The sequence below is a fragment of the Dermacoccus sp. 147Ba genome (assembly GCF_004151355.1).
Classification (GTDB): Bacteria; Actinomycetota; Actinomycetes; order Actinomycetales; family Dermatophilaceae; genus Dermacoccus; species Dermacoccus abyssi.
The window spans coordinates 356,711-376,630 of the sequence record NZ_SEHL01000001.1 but is presented as its reverse complement, the minus strand read 5'-3'; the positions used below and the strand labels follow the sequence as shown (position 1 = coordinate 376,630).

The following is a 19,920-nucleotide window of genomic DNA, read 5'->3' as shown; positions in this document are numbered from 1 at the left end:
TCATCTCTGCGGTTCGACCGTGAGCGATCTACCGACGGGTACGACATCGAGGTCTCCTGAAAGGTCCGTTCGGTAGACGGCTGTTCCGCTCTGGGCGAGTAACGACAGGAGCGATTCCTTCGGGTGTCCGTAATCGTTGCCCTCCCCCACCCCGATGAGGCCGACCCGCGCCGAAGCCGCCCGATAGAGCCCGGCACTCTGGTTCGCGCTGCCGTGGTGAGCGACCTTGACGAGGTCGTAGGGACGCGACGCTGCTCGGCGCGTCACCTCCCCGATGCACGCGGCCTGCGCCTCCCGTTCGACGTCGCCGAGCATGAGCGCATGCACGCTCGGCGTCGCCACATCGAGCACGAGGGAAGCATTGTTGACCGGCGAACCCGCCGCCAACGCTCGGCGCGGCCAGAGGACGTCGAGCACGGCGTCACCGACACGGACCTGCTGACCCGGTGCGAGGCGTTGCGCAACCTTCCCGTAACGGCGCAACACCTGCCTCGTCTGGGCATCGGCATCCCTCTCCCCTCGGCCACCACGAGGGCTCGAGCTGTGGCTCGTCAGCCACGTCACGAAGACCTCGACCGACGGCTGCCGCTCGAGTACGGCCCCCAGACCATCGACGTGGTCGGCATGCAGGTGCGTGAGCACGACGGCGTCCACACGCGTCACGCCGTGACGATCGAGGCACCCGGTGACGTCCCCTTCCTCGGGTCCGGTGTCGACGAGGATCGCCGCCTGCTCACCGGTGCGTACCAAGGCGGCATCTCCCTGCCCGACGTCGCACTGGGCATACAGCCACCCCGGATCTGCGCGTCCCTCTCCGGGGATCGGAAGCCACAGGGCCGCGGGGACGAGCGCCACCAACGTGACGGATGCCCACCCTCGAAGGCCGAGCCACGGGACGATTCGCCACCCGAACAGGAGCGCCGCGAGGAGGACGCCGGCCAGCACGATGCCGGGCGCCCCGCTCGGCCACGGCAACGAACCCCCTGGCACGGACGCGGCGACGTGGGCAATCGTGGAAATGACCCAGGCGGGAAGACCCGCCGCCCACACGAGCAGATCGGCCAGAGCCGGGACGAGTGGTGCCACGAGCAGAACGACCATCCCCGCGAGCGTGGCCGGTGCGACGAAGGGCTCCGCGAGAACGTTCGCCGGCAGGGAAACGAGCGACACGGCACCACTCAGCGCCACGAGGATGGGCAAGCACAGCGCCTGGGCGGCGACGGGAATGAGACACAGTTCGATCGCGTGGGTCAGCTTCGACGACGGCGTTTGCGGCAACCGTTCCGTCAGGGCGTTCGCCCATCGCTTCGCGAAGAGCACGAGGCCGAGCGTGGCGAGCGCCGAGAGCGCGAACCCCGCACTCACGGCGAGCCACGGATCCCACATGAGGAGCAGCGTGATGGCCGCCCCGAGCGCCGGGCAGGCAGCTTTCGGTCTGCCCCACGACGTGCCGAGCAAGCCGACGATGCCCATCGCTCCGGCACGGACAACGCTCGGATCCGGATGGCACACGAGCACGTAGAGGAGGACGACAAGAAGAGCCACCACTGTGCGGGCGCGCCGACGCAGACCAGACCAGGACAGACACCACGACGCCGCGACGAGCACAATGGTGACGTTCGACCCGCTCACCGCGTTGAGGTGCGACATGCCCGTGACGCTCATGTCGTCGTTCAACTCGGTCGGGATCGCGGCGACGTCACCGACGACGAGCGCCGGCACGAGGCCGCGCGGGTCGTCCGGGAGGTTTCGAGCCGCGTGCGACAGACCCCGGCGCAAGACTTCGAGTTGTGCGATGACCGGTGGCGACCCGTCAAGGACATGAGGTCCACCGCGCGCCACGAGCAGCGCCTGGGCAGACCCGAGCCGTTCCGAGGGCGCGAGTCTGGCCTTCACATCGAGCCGAGCTCTCCACGGCACGGTCCGCCACCGCCCGTCACCGATCAGGACGACCGGCGTCGCCACGTCGACCCGCGTTCCGCGGGCCTGGACTCGGTGCACGGTGAGGGGAACGAGATACCGCGTCTCCGCAGCGCCCGGCCCCTTAGGTTCAAGGGCGCGGGGTTGCCCCGTGACGACGGCCTCGAACGTTCCGCTGGCTCGTTCGGCCGCCAACTCGGCGAGCGGCCCCTGACGTTGGTGAGCGAGTTGTCCTCCGGCCGCCGTGGCGATCAGCGCCGTGACGACCGCACAGAAGGCAACGCCCACGACGAGCGCGCGCCGAACCCGCGACAGGAACAGCGCTCCCCCCAGCGCTGCGGCGGCGAGCGCCACCACGACGACCTCGGTGGCCGAGGCTCGTAGTGCGAGCAACACGGCGAGCACGCCCCAGCCACAACATGCCGCGCCGAGCAGCCGGAGGTCGTGCTCGCTCCTCACACCGTGACCTTGGAGCGCAGCCGCTCCAGGGCCTTGTCACCGATGCCGCTGACCTCACCCAACTCCTCGACGCTCGAGAATCGGCCGTTTTCCGTGCGCCAGTCGAGGATTCTCTGCGCGAGGACCGGTCCCACTCCGGGCAGGGTGTCGAGCGCGGCCGCGTCGGCCGTGTTGAGATTGACGAGGGCGGACGCCCCTGCAGAGGCCCCCGGGGTTCCCGGTGTGATGGCCGCTGCACCCGCTGACGGTTGACCACCCGCCGGAGCCGCGGGCGGGCTGGGAACCGGCGGGGACTCCCCCGGCCTCGGCACGATGACCTGCTCTCCGTCGGCGAGTGGCCGCGCGAGATTGATGCCGGAAGCATCGGCTCCCTTCAGCCCACCGGCTGCCCTGACGGCGTCCTCGACCCTGGCGCCCGGTGTGACCGTGACGACGCCGGGAGTGCGCACCGCCCCGACGACGTGGATATTGAGCACCGACGGCGACGCCGCAGCGGCGGGGGTGGCCGCTGTCGAGGCAGCGTTCGTGGGCGCCGCGGCAGCGCCCGATGGGGTGCTCGACACTGTGGCACGACCCGCGACCTGCAGCGGTTTGGCTGAAGAGCCTGTTGCGGCGCTCGATGTGTCCGGCGTGAGCATGACACGCACACCGAAGACGAGAGCAGCGAGCAGTGCACACAGTGCAACCACGACAACGGCCGTGCGTGACGGCGCCCAGCGAGCCTCGTCGAGCGGAGCAGGAGGGCGGATGAGCCGTCGGGGCGTGCGCTCCGGCTCAGGGGTCCACGCGGGTTCGCGACGTGCCCGTTCGATCTCCGCGAGCACTTCGTCGAGCCGGTCGTCGCTGTCGTGTCGAGTCGTCATGGCGTGACGCTACGAAGGCCTCCGGAGTGAACACCATCCTGCGCCGCTTGAGCCTGTGGAAGCGCCTGCTGCGACAGTTCGGGGTCATGCGCAGGCATCACGCCTGTGGAGGAAGCTCGGACACGGCGCACCGGGCCCACGACGGAATCAGACCGTCACGCGGCGTCGGTTTCCCCGTTCGGGTCGGCCCCCGACGAATCCTCCGGCATCCGGGCCACGGCCACGCCGATCGCTCCGCTGCCGATGTGCGCCGTGACAGCGGCGGCCAGCGGTGCCTGCACGATGGGTTCTGCCCAGGTCACCGGCTCTGCTCCGTCAGTGTCCTTCTCCGCCGTTTCCGTGAGGAGCCCCGTGAGTCGCTCGGCAAGGTCCTGTCGCGTCACGGAGTGCACGGCGCAGACGACCGGGCCCGGTCCGAGGGCCCGCGCCTCCGCGAGCGCCCACCGCCCCAGGCGTTCGATGGCCTTGCCCGTCGTTCGCACGCGTGCCAAGGGCTCGATCACCCCGTCCTCGAGGCGCAGCAGCGGCTTGATCGACAGCGCGGAGCCGAGAAGGGCACCGGCCCGACCGACGCGACCACCGCGGCGCAGCGGTTCCAGCGAGTCGACGTAGAGCGCCGTGCGCGACGTCGTCGCCACGGAACGGATGACCTCCTCGACCGCGGCGAAGCCTTCACCGCGCACGGCCGAACGAGCCCCGGCGAGCGCCGCAAAACCCATCGCCATGCCCATCGTCGTGGAGTCCACGACGGAGACGGGCACAGGCGATTCGGCCGCCGCGAGGCGCGCCGAACTCACCGTGGACGACAGCTGGGCCGCCGCGTGAACGGAGACGATCTCGGTGCAGCCCTGACCCGCGAGGTACTCGTACGCCTCGACCATGCGCGCAGGCGCCGGCCGGGCCGTCGACAGTTCCCGCTCGTTCTGTTCGGCTTGGGCCACCGTCTCCCCGGTGACGCCCTCACCCTCGACGAGCGAGCGCCCGTCGATCGTCACGGTCAGCGGCACGACGGCGAGCGTCCCGCCGAGCGCCGCCACGAGCTCGTCCGGCAGGCACGCCGTCGAGTCTGTGACGACACCCACGCGAGGGGCGTCCCGTCGTCGCGCAGCCATCAGTTCGCGACGATGTTGACGAGCTTGGGAGCTCGGACGATGACCTTGCGAACCGTCTTGCCCTCGAGGAACGACTGCACGCGCTCGCTCGCCATGGCTGCGGCCTCGAGGTCGGCGTCGCTGATGTCGGCGGCGACGTCGAGGCGATCGCGCACCTTGCCGGCCACCTGGACGACGGCGACAACGGTGTCCTGCACGAGGAACGCCGGGTCGGCGACCGGGAACGGCTCGAACGCCAGCGTCGTGTCGTGACCCAGGCGCTTCCACAGCTCCTCACCGATGTGCGGGGCCAGCGGCGCCGTCATGAGCACGAGCGCCTCGGCCGCCTCGCGCGGCACGGCGTCGAGTTTCGTCAGCGTGTTGTTGAGCTCGATGAGTCGAGCGACCGCCGTGTTGAAACGCAGGTTCTCGAAGTCGGCGCTCACCGCGTCGATCGTCTGGTGGAGTGCGCGCTTCGTGGCGTCATCCATCGGCGCATCGGTGACGGTGACCTCGCCGCTGCCCTCGTCGACGACGTTGCGCCACAGACGCTGCAGGAAGCGCTGCGAGCCGACGGCGGCACGGGTCTCCCACGGACGCGACGCGTCGAGGGGGCCCATCGACATCTCGTAGACGCGGAAGGTGTCGGCGCCGAACGCGTCGCACATCTCGTCCGGCGTGACGACGTTCTTGAGCGACTTGCCCATCTTCCCGTACTCACGGGTGACGCGCTCGCCCTGCCACTCGAACACCGTCTCGCCGTCGACCTCGCGCTCGGTGACCTCGGCAGCCGGCACCGGCTGGCCGCGCCCGTCACGGTACGCATAGGCCTGCACCATGCCCTGGTTGTAGAGCTTGCGGAATGGCTCCTCGCTCGAGATGAGGCCGAGGTCGAACAACACCTTGTGCCAGAAACGCGCGTACAGCAGGTGCAGGACGGCGTGCTCGGCGCCGCCGACGTAGAGGTCGACGCCGCCCGGGTCGTTCGCGACGCCCTTGCCGAAGCCGCGGCCCTTGCCGAGCCAGTACTCCTCACAGCCCGTGTCGACGAAGCGCTCGTCGTTTGCGGGGTCTGCGTAACGCAGTTCGTACCAGCACGAACCGGCCCAGTTGGGCATCGTGTTCGTCTCGCGCGTGTACGTCTTGCGACCGTCACCGAGGTCGAGCTCGACGCTCACCCACTCGCTCGCACGCGACAAGGGCGACTCCGGCATGGACTGGGCGTCCTCCGGGTCGTAGGTCTTCGGCGAGTAGTCCGCGACGTCGGGCAGTTCGACCGGCAGCATCGACTCCGGCAGGGCGTGCGCCTCGCCGTTCTCGTCGTAGACCACCGGGAAGGGCTCGCCCCAGTAGCGCTGGCGGCTGAACAGCCAGTCGCGCAGGCGGTAGGTCGTCGTGCCGCTTCCGCGCTCGTTCGCCTCGAGCCACTCGATGATCTTGACCTTGGCGTCCTCGATGCCGAGCCCGTCGAGGCTGAGGCCCGAGGTGGCCGAGTTGATGGCGACGCCCGCGCCGGTGAACGGCTTGTTCTCCGGGTGGCCCTCGGACGGCTGCACGGTGCGGATGACGTCGAGGTCGTACGCGGCCGCGAAGTCCCAGTCGCGCTCGTCCTGCGCGGGCACGGCCATGATGGCGCCGGTGCCGTAGCCCATGAGGACGTAGTCGGCGACGAAGACGGGCATGCGTCGACCTGTCACCGGGTTCGTGGCGAAGGCACCGGTGAAGACACCGGTCTTGCCCTTCTCGCCGGTCTGACGCTCGAGGTCGCTCTTGCGGGAGGCCTCACGACGATAGGTGTCGACGGCCTCGCGCGGGCTTGTCGCGCCCCCGCTCCACGCGTCCTTCGTGCCCTCGGGCCACGTGTCGGGCACGAGCGTGTCGACGAGCGGATGCTCCGGGGCGACCACCATGAACGTCGCGCCGAAGATCGTGTCGGGGCGCGTCGTGAAGACCTCGAGCTGAGCGCCCTCGTGGTTCTCGACGTCGAAGCGGATGCTCGCGCCGTTGCTGCGACCGATCCAGTTGCGCTGCTGCAGCTTGATCGACTCCGGCCAGTCGAGGCGCTCGAGGTCGTCGACGAGGCGGTCGGCGTAGGCGGTGATACGCATCATCCACTGCGGCAGATTGCGCTTGAAGACCGGGAAGTTGCCGCGCTCGGTGCGGCCGTCGGCCGTCACCTCCTCGTTTGCCACGACGGTGCCGAGGCCGGGCGACCAGTTGACCGGAGCGTCCGACTTGTACGCGAGGCGACGGGCGTTGACGGCAGCGGCGCGCTCGGTGGCGTCCAGTTCGGCCCATGCGCGGCCGTCCGGCGTGGCGACGCGACCACTTTCGAGGGCTTCGACGAGCGTGTCGATCGGACGGGCCTTACCCGCGTCCTCGTCGTACCAGGCGTTGAAGATCTGCAGGAAGATCCACTGCGTCCACTTGTAGTAGGACGGCTCGATCGTGGCGAAGGTGCGACGCATGTCGTGCGACAGCCCGAGCTGACGCAGCTGGCGACGCATGTTGACCATGTTGTCCTCGGTCGTCTTGCGCGGGTGCTGGCCGGTCTGGACGGCGTACTGCTCCGCCGGTAGGCCGAACGCGTCGTAACCGAGGGTGTAGAGGACGTTCTTGCCCTGGGTGCGCTGGTAGCGCGCGTAGACGTCGGTGGCGATGTAGCCGAGCGGGTGCCCGACGTGCAGTCCCGCACCGGAGGGGTAGGGGAACATGTCCTGGATCATGACCTTCTCGCGCTCGGCCACGCCCTGCGGGTCGGCCCACGGCCCCGTGGGGTTGGGGGCCTCGAAGGTTCCCTGCTCCTCCCACACGTCCTGCCACTGCTTCTCGATCTGCCCCGCCAGTTCGGCGGTGTAGCGGTGGCCGTGCTCGGTGTCGCTCAAGGAAGTACCTCACTCGCGTCGTACGGCGTCAGCGCGACGCCGGATTGTTCGCCCGTCATTATGTCAGCAGCCGCCGTCGCCGCCCGGGCACCGGGCTCTGGCGACCTTCGATGTTGCCTCGGAAACGCGGCACCTGTGCCGCGGTCCCCGCTCAACATCGAAGGGCCGTCACCGCGGACGGTGACGACCCTTCGTCGTGCTGAGTCCTCGTGAGGACTCACGGAAGCACTCAGAGGTTGTTGAGCTGCTTCGCCATGGCCGACTTCTTGTTGGCGGCCTGGTTCTTGTGGATGACTCCCTTGGAGACAGCCTTGTCCAGCTTCTTCGAAGCGGCAGCAAGGGCCGTGGTAGCGGCGTCCTTGTTACCGGCTTCGACCTCGGCGCGGAACTTGCGGATCCAGGTACGCAGCTCAGCCTTGTAGGACTTGTTGCGCTCCGTACGAACAGCGTTCGTCTTGATCCGCTTCATCTGCGACTTGATGTTTGCCACAAAAACTCACTTCTTCGGTCGAATGATTCTGTCGTGAGGGCGACAGTCGGCCTCTCGGATATGGCGTGGGGACACCTGGCGATGAGAGACCGCTGGTTACTGCTTGCGTGTGCGCACGACCTGAGCCCACACGCACTCGTCCAAACTTACCAGCCGGACCCCGCGGGCACGCAATCGGCCTAAGCGCTCGGCGTCCGACCAGCTTCAGCCTCGCTCGGGCGGCGCGTGACGCTGCTTGCAGATCTCGAGCACGGCGTGCTCGACGGCGTACTGCGGATCGCGCCCGCCGCCCTTGACGGCGAAGTCGGCCGCAGCCACGGTCTGAATCGCGCGGCCCAACCTGACGCCGTCCCAGCCGCGCGACGCGCCGCGGGCACGATCGATCTGCCACGGGGGCATACCGAGCTGCTTGGCGAGTTCAGCGCTGCGTCCTCCCCCGGCGGTGGCCACCTTGGCAACCTGCCGCAGCTGTGAGGCGAGGACCGCCACGACCGGAACCGGGTCGAGCCCGGAGGCGAACGCGTGACGCAGGAGTCGAAGCGCTTCGGGAGCATTGCCGGCGATGGCGGCGTCGGCAACCCGGAAGCCCGTGGCCTCGACCTTGCCCGAGTGATAGGTGGCGACGACGTTCTCGTCGACGACGCCCGTCGTGTCGTCGACGAGTTGCTTGCACGCCGCAGCCAGCTCCGACGTGTCCTTGCCCGCTGCCTCGAGCAACGCCCGTACAGCCTCGGGGGTGATCTTGCGGCGCGCGATCCGGAATTCGTTCGTGATGAAGGCCGACTTGTCGCGGTCCGACTTCATGGCCGGCGCCTCGATGACGTGCGCCTTCGCCTTCTTCATCGCGTCGAGGACACGCTTGGCGCGGTTGCCGCCCTTGTGGAGGACGACGAGGTGGGCGTCGTCGAGCGGATGCTTGAGCACGTCGGAGAGTTCGTCGACGAGCGGATCGGTGGCCTCGACGAGGTCGCGCACGACGACGACGCGGTGCCCGCCGAACAGGCTCGGTGACAGGTCCATCGTCAGGCGGCCCGGCTCGTACTCGAGCGCGTCGAGGCGGATGACCTCCGCGTCGGGGTGGCTCGAACCGAGCGCCTCGAGCACGTGCGAGAGCGCTCGTTGCGCGAGCACACGCTCGGGGCCGGTGATGAGCACCAGCTGAGGCAGCGCCGACGATTCGTTCATGGCGTCAGCCTCTCATCGGCCACCGACAACCGGGGCGCCGACCGGTGCAACAGCGACGTGGGAAGCACACCTCGCGAGACGAACACCCCGATCGTCGTGCTGCTCACAGCGAACGTCACTCCCCCGCCGGGCGGATGCCGAGTTGCGCGCAACGGGCGAGCACCGACTCCGCCGAGAGTTCGAGGTGGTCGGCCAGCTCTTCGGCTGACAGGCCCATGCTGACGCCCTCGCGCAGTTCCTCGTCGGACTCCGCCGTCCACGCCTCGCCGCCGGTGACGGCGGTTCGGGCCGTGTCGTCGACCGGAGGCGGCGTCGACTTGGTCGGTGCCTTGATGGCGCTGGCCGTCCCCATTCCGCTGACACCGGCTGCCGCTGCGGCGGCGAGCGCCCGCTCCTTCGCGTCCGCCGCGGAACCTGCCGATAACCCCGACGACGCTGCCGAGGACGCCGACGAAGCGCCCGACGAGCGGACGGAACTCGACGAGGGGCTGGGAACCGACGGCTGCTTCGTCGAGCGCGTACCGGCCGCCGGCGGAGGGGTGACGTCCGGGGCGTTCTCGTCGAGACGAGCGAGCGCCTTGAGGATGAGCGCACGATCGGTGGTCGGCCAGAACGGCGGCAACGAGCGCTGGAGGAAACCGGCGTAGCGGGCCGTCATCATGCGCGAGTCGAGGAACGCGACGACGCCACGGTCGTCGGTGTGCCGGATGAGGCGCCCGGCGCCCTGCGCGAGGCGCAGCGCGGCGTGGGTGGCCGAGACGGCCATGAACCCGTTGCCGCCCATCTTCGCGATGGCCTGCGAGCGAGCCGAGGCGAGGGGGTCGTCCGGTCGCGGGAACGGGATGCGGTCGATGATGACGAGTTGGAGGCTGCTTCCGGGCACATCGACGCCCTGCCACAGCGTCAGCGTGCCGAAGAGGCACGTGCGGGCGTCGGCGGCGAAGGTGCGCACGAGGGTGCCCATCTGGTCCTCGCCCTGGCACAGCACGGGGATCTCGTCGCCGAAGCGCTCCCGCATCGCCTCGGCGGCGGCCTGGGCGGCGCGCATCGAGGAGAAGAGGCCGAGCGTGCGTCCACCGGCCGCGCGCACGAGCGTCTCGATCTCGTCGAGGGCCTGCGGTGAGAGTCCGTCACGCCCGGGCGGAGGAAGGTGCTGGGCGACGTAGGCGATGCCCTGCTTGGGGTAGTCGAACGGCGAGCCGACGTCGAGGCCCTTCCACTGCGGGCCGCCCGCTCCGCGCAGGCCGAGGGTTCCGGCCACGGCGTCGAACGAGCCACCGAGTTCGAGGGTGGCCGACGTCATGACGACCGATCGCTCACCGAAGATCTTGTCCCGCATGAGCATGGCCACGCTCATCGGCGCGACACGCAGCGCGGAGACGCCGGTGCGCTGGTTGTGGGAGACCCACAGGACGTCGAGCTCCCGCTCCTCGAGGATGCGTTCGCACGTCTCGAAGATCTCGTCGATCGCGGCTCGAGCCATCTGGCGAACGCCGTCGTTGTCCTGCGGGTTCTTCGGCTTCAGTTCCGAGGCGATGGAACGTGAGGCGTCGAGAATCGTGCGCAGGGCCGCCTCGAGAACGTCGGAGACTCCGAGCAGCCGCCCTTCCTGGTGTTGCTCGAGTGCCTCGCCCAGCACCTCGGCCCCGCGCTTGAGGTCGTCGGTCTCGGCGAGGCGGCCACAGCGCTTGGCGGCCGCGTTGATCGTTCCGGTCGTCAGTTCGTCGGTGATGGTCGCGGTGACGCGGTCGACGAGCTCGTGGGCCTCGTCGACGACGAGCAGGTCGTGCTCGGGCAGCATCTGGCGCCCCTCGAAGGCGTCGATCGCCATGAAGGAGTGGTTCGTCACGACGACGTCGACCTCCTTCGCGTCGGCGCGCGCCATTTCGACGAAGCAGTCCTCGACGACGGGGCACTTGCTGCCGAGGCACTCGTGGCTCGAGACGGAGACCTGGCGCCACGCCCTCTCGGACACGCCGGGCACGAGTTCGTCGCGGTCGCCGGATTCGGTCTCGTCGGCCCACTCCCGCAGGCGCACGACCTCGCGGCCGGTGCGTCCGGCGTGTTCGTCGACCTGGCCGACGCCCATGAGCGCGCCCTCGTCGTCGTCCGGGTAGCCACCGGTGAGCTTGTGCTGGCACAGGTAGTTACGCCGCCCCTTGACGAGCGCGTACGTGGGCCGGCGCCCGAGTAGCGGTTCGAGCGCGTCGGCGAGGCGCGGCATGTCGCGATCGACGATCTGCGCCTGGAGGGCGAGCGTGGCCGTGGCCACGATGGCCGGTTTGTTCACCTCGAACGCGTGACGGATCGCGGGCACGAGGTAGGCCAGCGACTTTCCCGTGCCCGTACCCGCCTGCACGAGCAGGTGCTCGTCGCGCTCGATGGCCTCCTGGACGGCGTTCGCCATCGTCGACTGCCCCGGCCGCGGGACGCCGCCGACGCCGGAGACGGCCGCGGACATGAGTTCGTCGAGCGAGGGCAGTTCGGGCATGCGCCCACCCTATGGCAGCACCGGGACGCCCTCCGAGTCGCGACGCGGGCACGGCTGTGGAAACGCCTGTGCGGGCGTCGTCACTGTGGACGACGCCCGCACAGGCCACCGCATGCGGCTCACTCGCCGGGCAGAACCCCCGGCAGGTGCGGCGCGTGATCGGAGCAAATGTAGTGCGCCACGAGCGCCGTCCACCCCGTCTGGTGCGCGGCGCCGAGGCCGACGCCGGTGTCGCCGTGGAAGTACTCGCTGAACGTGACGTGCTCGTCCCACAGCGGCCCGTTCGGGTACTCACGCTGGTCGCCCGGGCGGCCGTTGGGTCCGAGACGGAAGAGATTGACGAGCCGGTCCTCGAGGTCGGAGACGATCTCGGACAGCTTGACCATCCGCCCCGATCCGGTCGGGTACTCGTACTCGACGTCGCCCTCCGCCGACGCGGCGTACAGACGCAGCGAGTCGACGACGAGGAAGTTGACCGGGAACCACACCGGCCCACGCCAGTTGGAGTTGCCGCCGAACAGGTCGATGTCGGACTCTCCGGGGGTGTAGCGGATCGACATCGAGCGTCCGCCGATCTCCGCCGTGTACTCCTCGCGGTAGGCCGCGGACAGCGAACGGATACCGAACTCGGAGAGGAACTCGTTCTCGTCGAAGAGTCGTTCGAGCAGCAGGCCGCGGCGTCGCTTGGAGATGAGCGTCATCGTCAGCTTCTCGCCGCCGGAGTCGGCCTCGGCCTGCGTGATGGCCTTCATCATGGCCGGCTCGCGCTCCATCATCCACTCGACCTCGCGCACGAAGTCGGGCAGTTCGTGCTGCACCCAACTCGGGGCGATGAGCACGGCCATGAGCGGCAGCAGGCCGACCATCGAGCGAACGCGCAGCTGGATGATCTCGCCGTCCTCGCGCTGGAGGGCGTCGTAGAAGAAGCCGTCCTCCTCGTTCCACAGGCTCGACACCTTCTCCGGCGTCGTGCGGTCCATCGCGTGGGCAAGGTTGATGAAGTACTGCAGGAACGTCGTGGCCGTGTTGTCGTAGGCCCGCTCGTGGCGCGCGAGTTCGAGGGCCATGCGCAGCATCGACAGCGAGAAGAACGCCATCCAGCTCGTCGCGTCGGACTGTTCCAGCTTGTAGCCCGGGGGCACGGCGGTCGAGCGGTCGAACAGCGCGATGTTGTCCATGCCGAGGAAGCCGCCCTCGAAGAGGTAGGAGCCCTCGGCGTCCTTGCGGTTGACCCACCACGAGAAGTTGAGAAGCAGCTTGTTGAAGACCTGGATGAGGAAGGCCTGGTCCTGTCCGCCGTCAATGGCGTAGACCTGCCAGCAGGCCCACGCGTGGACGGGCGGGTTGACGTCCTCGAAGGCCCATTCGTACGCGGGCAGCTGACCATTGGGGTGCTGGGCCCACTCCCGGCACATGAGCACGAGCTGGTGCTTGGCGAACTCGGGGTCGATGTGCGCGAGCGGCACGGTGTGGAACGCCAGATCCCACGCGGCGAACCAGGGGTACTCCCACTCGTCCGGCATCGAGATCACGTCGGCCAGGGCAAGGTGGCGCCAGCCGACGTTGCGTCCGTGTCGGCCCTCGACGCCGGTGACGCGCTCACGCGGCGGCGCCTTGACGGCCGGGTCGCCCTCGAGCCATTCCTCGACGTAGTAGCGGTAGAGCTGCTTGCCCCACAAGAGGCCCGCGAAAGCGCGACGGGCAATGTGACGGTCGTCGTCGCTCACCGTTGCCGGGATGACCGCGGCGTAGAACTCGTCGGCCTCCTCGGCGCGCACCCGACGGACGATGTCGAAGCCCTCACCGAAGGCCGGGTCGCCGGGCACCGGCTCCTGGTGGGCGGTTCCCTTGGGCTGGTGGGCGCTCGAGCGCCCGACGCCGCGCAGACGCAGCCGCACGGTGACGCTCTCACCCGGCGCGATGGCCTCGAAGTGGTACCAGAAGCCGACCTTCGTGCCGTGGTCGAGGCGGATGCCGTCGCTCTCCCCCGCCACGATGCGCTGGTTGATGCCGTCCTTCGTCAGCTCACGGGGGTTGGTCTCCGCGCCGAACACGGCGATCTCGTTCGTCTCGTTGTCGCAGAAGATGATGCGCGGCTCGCCGTCGGCGTGCAGTTCGTAGTCGCCGAGCCAGCCGTGTTCGGCGCGCACGCAGTTCTCCGTGACGAGGGAGATCGAGGGTTCACGCTCGTCTCGTCCCCACGACCACGTGTTGCGGAACCACGCCTGCGGCACGAGGTCGAGCGGCGCGGCGTCGGGGCCGTGGTTGGTCGCGGTGTACTCGAGGCAGATGTCGGTCGGGTTCGCCTTGGCGTGCGTGACCTCGATGTCGAAGAAGCGGTTCTCGTCGAAGACTCCCGTGTCGATGAGCTCGTACTCGTCGTCGGTTCGCCCGCGCGAGGCGGCCTCGGCGCGCAGGTGGTTGTACGGGAACGCGGCCTGTGGGTAGCGATAGAGCCACGTGCCGTAGGAGTGGGTGGGGGTGGCGTCGGTGGGCCACCAGACCTCCTTGACGTCCTCGCCGTGGTTGCCTTCACCGTTCGTCAGGCCGAACAGACGTTCCTTGAGGCGGTCGTCCTCACCGTTCCACAACGCCAGCGAGACGTTGAAGAACCCGAAGCGGTCGCACAGACCCGCCAGTCCGTCCTCGCCCCAGCGGTAGGCGCGCTGGTGGGCGTGGTCGAACGGCAGGTAAGCCCACGCGTTGCCGTCGGCAGAGTAGTCCTCACGGACCGTGCCCCACTGGCGAGCGGCCATGTACGGCCCCCACAGACGCCACGGGTCGCTGTCCTTCGGTGCCTGGGCCAGACGGCGGTGTTCGGCGGTGGCCGTGGTGCGGGAAGACGAACTCACGAGCGCATCCTATTGAGGCCCGCTGGGGACGGACGAATCCGTGGCGCGAAGCTCAGGCGACGCTGGACGTCAGATACGGCTCCAACTCGCCGGCCAGTTCCTTCGTCACCTTGGCGTGCACGTGGGTGCCTTCGGGGCGGTGCTCGACGCCGAGCACGTCACCGTCGGCGTGCACGCGGCTGAGGAGGTCACCTCGCTCGTACGGCAGCAGGAGTTCGACCCGCACGTCGGGGTGGGGCAGTTCGTCCGCGATGAGTTGCAGCAGTTCGGGCAACCCCTCGCCCGTACGAGCCGACACGGCGATGCAGTGCTTCTCGTGGCGCATCAGGCGGTCGATGACGTCGGGGGCGGCGATGTCGGCCTTGTTGATGACGATGACTTCCTTGACATCGCTCGCGTCGACGTCGGCGAGTACCTCGCGCACCGCGGAGATCTGCGACTCCGGGTCGGGGTGGGAGCCGTCGACGACGTGCAGGAGCAGGTCGGCGTCGGCCACTTCCTCCAGTGTCGAGCGGAAGGCCTCGACGAGTTGGTGCGGCAGGTCGCGCACGAAGCCGACGGTGTCGGCCAGCGTGTAACCGCGCCCGTCCGGCGTCTCGGCGCGGCGGACCGTCGGGTCGAGCGTGGCGAACAGCTGGTTCTGCACGAGCACACCGGCGTTGGTGAGGCGGTTGAGGAGCGAGCTCTTGCCGGCGTTCGTGTAGCCGGCGATGGCGACGCTCGGCACGTTGTTGTTGCGGCGCCCGCTGCGCTTGGTGTCGCGAGTCGTCTTCATCTCCGCGATCTCGCGGCGCAGCTTGGCCATGCGCGTGTTGATGCGACGTCGGTCGAGTTCGATCTTCGTCTCACCGGGACCGCGCGACCCCATGCCCTGGCCACCCGCGGCCTGACCACCGGCCTGACGCGACATCGACTCACCCCAACCGCGAAGACGCGGCAGGAGGTACTGCATCTGAGCCAGCTCGACCTGGGCCTTGCCCTCCTTGCTCTTCGCGTGCTGGGCGAAGATGTCGAGGATGAGCGCGGTGCGGTCGATGACCTTCACCTTGACGACGTCCTCGAGAGCGCGGCGCTGGCTCGGGGCGAGCTCGCCGTTGGCGATGACGGTGTCGGCGCCTTCGGCGACGACGATCTCCTTGAGTGCCTCGGCCTTGCCCTTACCGAGCCAGGTGCCCGGGTCGGGGCGCAGGCGACGCTGGACGACGCCCGCGAGCACCTGGGAGCCGGCCGTCTCCGCGAGAGCGGCGAGCTCACGCAGGGAGTTCTCGGCGTCCTCGCTCGAACCCTCGGACCAGACGCCCGCCAGGACGACGCGCTCGAGGCGCAGTTGGCGGTACTCGACCTCGGAGACGTCCTCGAGCTCCGTCGACAGGCCGTGCACACGGCGCAGAGCGGCGCGCTCTTCGCGCTCGATCTGGTCACCGTCGTAGGAGTCGACGACAAATCCGCGGTCGTCGTAGACGACCGTTGCGTCGTCGCCGTCCGCAAGCGCCTGGGCTCGGCGGGAAAGGAAGTCGGCGGGGTTGCGCTCGTTCAGGGCTGATCCTCACGTTGTGCGTCGCTGCGGTCGAGGTGACGCGCAGAGTTCGATCGTTGCAGGGTTCAACGAGCGAGGCCAGCGATTTACTCCCGCGGTTGCGACTCGCCCGGGCGGAGTTCTCCGCTCCCGCGCCGGTTCTCGAGCCAATGCGGCGGTCGTAGGCTGTGCCGTGATGAGCGATCACTACTTCACTGCGGAGCCGGCGTCACCCGACGAACGGCGCACCCTCACCTTGCGCCTGGCCGGGCGCAGCGTCGCCATGCAGACCGCACCCGGTGTCTTCTGCCCCGACCGTCTCGACTCGGGCACTGCTGTTCTTCTCAACCACGCACCGGCGCCGCCCGAGGCAGGCACTTTCCTGGACATGGGGTGCGGCTGGGGGCCGATCGCGACGACGCTCGCGTTGGAGAGCCCGGATGCGCACGTGTGGGCGGTGGACGTCAACGAACGCGCCCTCGACCTGTGCGCGACGAACGTTGCGGCTCAGGGGTGTTCAAACGTGACGACCGCTCGCCCGTCGCAGGTTCCGGCCGACGTTCGGTTCGATCTCATCTGGTCCAACCCGCCGATCAGGGTGGGCAAGAAGGTGCTGCATTCGATGCTGCTCACTTGGCTACCCCGCCTCGTCGTCGGCGGGCGCGCCTACCTCGTCGTCCAGCGCAACCTCGGCTCGGACTCACTGGCGAAGTGGCTCGTGGAGCAGTTGGGCGACGCCTACGAGGTCACGCGCCTGACATCGGTCAAGGGGTTCCGCATTCTCGAAGTGGTGCGCACGTCCGACGGCGGACCCACGCCCTTGGAGGCTGCGGAGGACACTGGCGCACCGGCGCCAAACGCGGACGTCTAGGCCATTGAGTATCGCTCAGGTTCACGTTCACTGACGACGTTTTTCGTTGGGACACAAACCGTTTCGCCGACCACACGTCGAGCGTTGTCCGACCGGGCGACTCAGCGTTGCGGCAGGTCGACCTCACCGTCGGCGACGAGCTGAGCCGGCCCCGAGAGCGCAACCTCGTCGCCCTTGATGTGCACGCCGAGCGTGCCGCCGAGAACGTCGACCTTCCAGTCGAGCTGGCCCTCAGGCTTGCCGCCCCACCACCACGTCGCGATAGCCGCGGCCGCAGCGCCGGTGCCGCACGAGCGCGTCTCGCCGCTGCCGCGCTCGTGCACGCGCATGCTGATGTGGGCGTGCTCGATCGCATGGACGAACTCGACGTTGCTGCCGTGCTCCGGGTGAGGGTCGACGTGCGGTGCCTCGTGCAGCTCGAGGGAGCCCAGGTGCACCGACGGAGGTAGCGCGACGACGGTGTGCGGGTTGCCGAGTTCGAGGCTGAGCGCGGGCAAGGGGTCGGGCGAACCGTGGACCTGGACGACAGAGTCCATCCCGCGGCGCTCGGCCTCCTCTTCCCGGGCGAGGCGCCACTGGCCGAGCTCGACGGCCCAGCCGTGCGGGACGGACACCATCTCCTTGACGCCGGCGCGCGTCGCGATGGCGAAATGCTCGCTCGCGACGAGTCCGCGCGAGCGCAGGTATTCGGCGAAGACGCGCGTTCCGTTGCCGCACATCTCGGCGAGCGACCCGTCGGCGTTGCGGTAGTCCATGAACCACTCAGCCTCTCCGGCGAGCGCCGCGACCTCGGGCACCGCAGCCGTGCGCACGACGCGGATCATGCCGTCGCCGCCAATGCCGGCGCGGCGGTCACACAGGAAGGCGACGTCGTCGACGCTGAGGTCGAGGGTGCCGTCATGATCGGGCACCAGGACGAAGTCGTTCTGCGTGCCGTGGCCCTTGGTGAATGGAATGCGCGTCACGCGCTCATCGTGTCACACGGCGTCAGACGCAGCCGCGACCCTTCCGTGCCGCGCCGGACTGTAGCCGTCGACTTCCGCCAGGGCGCGGGCGAGGAGATCCGGCGCGTCGTAGGGCAGCCACACCGGCCGCGGATCCGGGCGGAACCACGCGCGCTGACGACGGGCGAACTGGCGCGTCGCGATCGCCGTCGCCTCCTTCGCGGCCTGCTCGTCGAGGAGGCCGTCGAGGTGCTCGAGCGCCTGGGAGTAGCCGATGGCCCGGCTCGCCGTCCGCCCGTTGCGCAGGCCTCGGGCGTCGAGTTCACGCACCTCGTCGAGCAACCCGCGTTCCCACATGAGGTCGACACGTCGCTCGATGCGGGTCACGAGTTCCGTCGGGTCGGCCTGGAGGCCGAGCACGATCGTCGGTTCGAGGAAGGTTTTCGTCGGCGCCGTGGCGCTGAAGGGGCGTCCGGTCAACGCGATCACCTCGAGCGCGCGCACGACCCTGCGCCCGTTGCTCGCAAGGATGTCGGCAGCCGCCGCGGGATCCTGCTCGGCCAACTCCCGGTGAAGGGCGCCGGAGCCCTCGTCCTCGAGGCGCCGCTCGAAGCGGGCGCGCACCTGCGGATCTGTCGGCGGGATCTCCAGGACGTCGAGCGCGGCCCGCAGGTAGAGGCCGGAGCCACCCACGACGATCGGAACGTTGCCACGAGCCAGCACCCCTTGAATGTCGGCCCGAACCTCGCGCTGGAAGCGCGCGATCGTCGCCTCGTCGAGGATGTCGAGGGTGTCGATCTGGTGGTGCGGGATGCCGCGCCGCTCCCCCACAGGCAGCTTGGCCGTACCGATGTCCATACCGCGGTAGAACTGCGACGCATCCGCGTTGACGATCTCGCCGCCGAGTCGCTCGGCAAGGTCGAGCGAGAGATCGCTCTTGCCGGTTGCCGTCGGGCCGACGACGGCGATGACGCGCGGTCGCACGAGTGCTCGATCGGTACCGGGGGTGTTCACGCGCCTATTCTCCCAAAGCTCGGAGCACGCTTGCACCAGCGGCGCACGGCGGTGCTTACGCCGCGGCGGGAGTCGGCGCCTGGTCTGCGCTACGCCACAGGGTGAGGGCGAGACCGAGCGCCGCGAGGACGGTGGCAAGCACGAGGACGAGCGTCCCGCCCCATCCCAGCGTGGCGAAGGGCCACCCGGCCAGCGCACCGATGACGGACGAGCCCGTGTAGTAACCGAACAGATAGAGCGAGCTCGCCTCGGCGCGATGGCGCGTTGCGAGGGCCGTCACCCACCCGCTCGCGCTCGCGTGGGCGGCGAAGAAGCCACCGGTGAACGCCAGCATGCCGACGAGCAGCGTCGCGAGGTTGTCGAACCAGGTGAGGAGCAGGCCGAGTGCCATCGTCAGGGTCGAGACGGCGAGTACCGGCCCGCGACCGTATCGGTCGGCCAAGCGTCCGGCCCAGGCGGACGTGAGCGTGCCCGACAGATAGAGGCAGAACACGAGGCCGACCACGGCCTGCGGCAGAGCGAAGGGCTCGCGCAGGAGGCGGAACCCGAGCACGTTGTAGATCGAGACGAAACCGCCCATGAGAAGGAAGGCGACGGCGACAAGCGCCATGAGGCGCGGGTTGCGCAGGTGGTGGGCCAGGTTGGCGCTCGACGCGCGAAGACCGATCCGCTTGGGTTCGAAGAATCGGCTCGCGGGGGCGAGCTTCACGAAGAGGGCGGTGAACACCAGCGCGACGACGGCAGCCGCTTCGAGTGCCCACCGCCACGTCGTGACGTCGAGCGCGAACGAGGCCACGATGCGTCCGGCCAACCCACCGATCGTCGTGCCTGCGATGTAGCGGCCCATGGCCGTTCCGAGGGACGCGCCGTCCACCTCCTCGGCGAGGTAGGCCATGGCGACGGCGGGCACACCGGCGAGGGTCAGGCCCTGGAGGGCACGGCCGGCGAGGACGACCTCGAGCGAGGTCGCGAGAGGAATGAGCAGGCCGATGATCGCGGAGAGCAACGCCGAGGCGACCATGACGCGGCTGCGTCCGAAGCGTTCCGAGAGGATGCTGGCCGGAACGATGGCGAAGGCGAGCACACCGGTCGTCGCGCTGACGGCGAGGGCTGCCACGGCCGGGGACGCATCGAACTCACGCGCGAGGTCGGGCAGGACGGCCTGCGCCGAGTACATCGACACGAAGGTCGCCATACCGGCCGCGAAGAGCGCCGTCGTGATGCGGGTATAGCCGGCGTCGCCGCGCACATAGCCACGCAGTGCATCGGCGTGCTGTGCCGCCCCGGGCTGCTCGGTCTCCGCTGTCGCTGTCATGTCCCTCACTCTGCGCCGGGCGGC

General features: G+C 69.2%; 13 protein-coding genes. 1 reads left to right on the top strand and 12 read right to left on the bottom strand.

Features of this window, described 5'->3' with window-relative positions:
• The 9 genes from EVU97_RS01715 to hflX form a co-directional block, all read right to left on the bottom strand.
• Entirely contained in the window at positions 1-2,379 is a 2,379-nt protein-coding gene (locus EVU97_RS01715; protein ID WP_129662982.1) for a ComEC/Rec2 family competence protein, read from the bottom strand.
• Entirely contained in the window at positions 2,376-3,242 is an 867-nt protein-coding gene (locus tag EVU97_RS01710) for a ComEA family DNA-binding protein (protein WP_240730088.1), read from the bottom strand. The genes EVU97_RS01715 and EVU97_RS01710 overlap by 4 nt, the downstream gene beginning before the upstream one ends.
• A 155-nt stretch (positions 3,243-3,397) precedes the next feature.
• Positions 3,398-4,324 carry a DegV family protein gene (locus tag EVU97_RS01705; RefSeq protein ID WP_165357833.1) on the bottom strand — a complete coding sequence of 309 codons (927 nt, stop codon included), beginning with the start codon at positions 4,322-4,324 and terminating at the stop codon, positions 3,398-3,400.
• 29 nt (positions 4,325-4,353) lie between these two features.
• Positions 4,354-7,218: a leucine--tRNA ligase gene (gene leuS / locus EVU97_RS01700; RefSeq protein ID WP_129662978.1), complete on the bottom strand. Its 2,865-nt coding sequence runs from the start codon at positions 7,216-7,218 to the stop codon at positions 4,354-4,356.
• A 229-nt stretch (positions 7,219-7,447) separates the two neighbouring features.
• Positions 7,448-7,708, bottom strand: a complete 261-nt coding sequence (gene rpsT, locus EVU97_RS01695; protein ID WP_047311410.1) for a 30S ribosomal protein S20 — start codon at positions 7,706-7,708, stop codon at positions 7,448-7,450.
• A 204-nt stretch (positions 7,709-7,912) separates the two neighbouring features.
• On the bottom strand, positions 7,913-8,893 hold the full coding sequence (holA, locus tag EVU97_RS01690; RefSeq protein ID WP_129662976.1) for a DNA polymerase III subunit delta: 981 nt from the start codon (positions 8,891-8,893) through the stop codon (positions 7,913-7,915).
• A 115-nt stretch (positions 8,894-9,008) separates the two neighbouring features.
• Positions 9,009-11,384: an ATP-dependent DNA helicase gene (locus tag EVU97_RS01685; RefSeq protein WP_129662974.1), complete on the bottom strand. Its 2,376-nt coding sequence runs from the start codon at positions 11,382-11,384 to the stop codon at positions 9,009-9,011.
• 119 nt (positions 11,385-11,503) lie between these two features.
• Positions 11,504-14,236: a glucosidase gene (locus tag EVU97_RS01680; protein WP_129662972.1), complete on the bottom strand. Its 2,733-nt coding sequence runs from the start codon at positions 14,234-14,236 to the stop codon at positions 11,504-11,506.
• 52 nt (positions 14,237-14,288) lie between these two features.
• The gene (hflX, locus tag EVU97_RS01675; protein WP_129662970.1) at positions 14,289-15,773 is read right to left on the bottom strand and encodes a GTPase HflX; all 1,485 of its coding nucleotides are present in this window, start codon (positions 15,771-15,773) and stop codon (positions 14,289-14,291) included.
• Between the two features lie 175 nt (positions 15,774-15,948).
• Here hflX and EVU97_RS01670 point away from each other — a divergent pair, with 175 nt between their 5' ends.
• Positions 15,949-16,623 carry a class I SAM-dependent methyltransferase gene (locus EVU97_RS01670; protein WP_129662968.1) on the top strand — a complete coding sequence of 225 codons (675 nt, stop codon included), beginning with the start codon at positions 15,949-15,951 and terminating at the stop codon, positions 16,621-16,623.
• Positions 16,624-16,724: 101 nt separating this feature from the next.
• Here the strand turns inward: EVU97_RS01670 and dapF are convergent, their stop codons facing one another.
• Genes dapF through EVU97_RS01655 form a run of 3 tightly spaced genes read right to left on the bottom strand, consistent with a single transcriptional unit; the run spans position 16,725 to position 19,896 of the window.
• Positions 16,725-17,588, bottom strand: a complete 864-nt coding sequence (dapF, locus tag EVU97_RS01665) for a diaminopimelate epimerase (protein ID WP_129662966.1) — start codon at positions 17,586-17,588, stop codon at positions 16,725-16,727.
• Between the two features lie 12 nt (positions 17,589-17,600).
• Positions 17,601-18,581, bottom strand: a complete 981-nt coding sequence (gene miaA / locus EVU97_RS01660; protein WP_240730087.1) for a tRNA (adenosine(37)-N6)-dimethylallyltransferase MiaA — start codon at positions 18,579-18,581, stop codon at positions 17,601-17,603.
• A gap of 55 nt (positions 18,582-18,636) precedes the next feature.
• A complete protein-coding gene (locus EVU97_RS01655) occupies positions 18,637-19,896 on the bottom strand; it encodes an MFS transporter (RefSeq protein WP_129662964.1) in 1,260 nt (419 codons plus the stop codon).
• Between the last annotated feature and the right edge of the window lie 24 nt (positions 19,897-19,920).